This window comes from Amaricoccus sp. W119 (assembly GCF_047275745.1).
Lineage (GTDB): Bacteria > Pseudomonadota > Alphaproteobacteria > Rhodobacterales > Rhodobacteraceae > Amaricoccus.
Window position 1 is genome coordinate 1 of the sequence record NZ_JBKQWU010000166.1, and the last position, 1,636, is coordinate 1,636.

Annotated in this window: 1 protein-coding gene; it reads right to left on the bottom strand. The window is 70.7% G+C overall.

The features are described 5' to 3' along the window. Positions 1–5: 5 nt before the first annotated feature. Entirely contained in the window at positions 6–1,562 is a 1,557-nt protein-coding gene (locus ACLJK8_RS22685; protein ID WP_413152674.1) for an ISL3 family transposase, read from the bottom strand. Positions 1,563–1,636 lie beyond the last annotated feature (74 nt).

Consider the following 1,636-nt stretch of genomic DNA (forward strand, 5'->3'; position numbering starts at 1 on the left):
GCTTATCACGCGGCACCGAGCAGCCGAGCCCTGAGGAGGTCGAGCTTTGCGCGGCCGTACATCTGGCGCTTGACGAGCTTGAGCTTGGTGATCTGGCCCTCGGTCTGGCCATTCGACCACGGCAGGGACAGAGCCGCCGTGACGGCAGGCTGATCGCCGCGGAGCCCGCGGGCGAACGAGGCCAACGCTCCGGACGACGCGTCGTCGAGCCAGTTGTCGAGGCCGGACGGGTCCCGCTTCCGGATCATCGCCTGGAACCGTTCGAGAAGGTGCCGGGCGGTGGCGATGTCGGGAACGGCGGCCTCGATGATTGACACGGTCACCGCGTCCTCCCTGGTGAGATGGGCGCGCTTCTGGGTCAGCATCATCGCGATCTTCCGGGCCGAGGGGCACTTCCGGGGGCCGGAGGTTTGGGCCGCCTCCGAGCGTCGCCGACGCGTGGCCCACTCGGTGACGACACGAAGGCTGCCGCCGAAGCCGGCGAGGCGGAGACCGCGCCAGAGCTCGGCGCCGTTACGGCATCCGCCGGACCAGGCTTCGTCGAGCTGCACCAGCCAGGGCTCGAGCGAGCTCATGCGGACACGGAAGACATCGTCGCGCTCGCCACGGAGAATGCGCCGCACCGTCTGCCGGCTGCAGCCGGTCCGCAGGACGATCTGCTTGATCGGCACCCCTTCGTCCGCCAGCGCCCGCACGGCCGTGTTCATCTCCTCGCGGCGCAGGAAGCCTTCGTACTGCAGCCGCTCGGCCGAGGTCAGCAGCTCCGGGCTCACGGTGCCCGCGCCGAGCGCGCGGCGGATCGGCGTCATCGATCGCCGCACCACGTCGTGGAAGGCCTGGCTGGCGTTCGCCATCAGGTGCCAGCGATCGGCCACCTGCACCACGTCCGGCGCCGCGCGGACGACCGCCTGGCCATAGCCGCCGCCGCGGTCCCGCGACACGATCTCGACCTCGGGATGAGCCGCCATCCAGGCCTCTACGGTGGCGGCCTCGCGGTCGGGAAGCACGTCGACGATCTCGCGCCGCTCCAGGTCGCAAACGATGCTGCCGTAGCGATGCCCGCGCTTCCACGCCCAGTCGTCAATGCCGATCACCCGCGATGTCGGCCGCGCCGCCGGCGCCCGGGCCCGGACGGTCCGCAAGAGCGTGTCCTTGCTCACCGGCATCAGCAGGCGCCGGGCGAGCCCCTGGCCGGGACGGCCGCCGAGCGCCAGGCCGAGATGATGAACGATGGTCTGCAGCCGCGCGGTGCGGCGGGCGTAGGGTGCGACGATATCCTCGCCGAACCCCTCGGCGAAGATCTTCCGCGGGCAAGCGTCGTTGCCGCATCGGAATCGCCGCACGGTGAGCGCGATCCGGACCCGCCGCCCATGCGCCGGCAGATCGGAGAGGGACCGAACGTAGCGACTGTGGACCCGCCGCGAGACCTTGCCGCAGCCCGTGCAGGCCGACCCGATATCCCGGGACCGCGCGGCCGCCGCCACTCCGCCCTCGTCAATCCGCACGGTTTCGATGATCAATCCCGCCGGCAGCAACGCCGCCGACGATCGGCTCCCAACCATCCCTGCTCCCCTTAAGTTCGGAGCAGGAAGCTATCCACCAGGCTGACCGGGTGCACCGAGATTGAGTCAGAGCC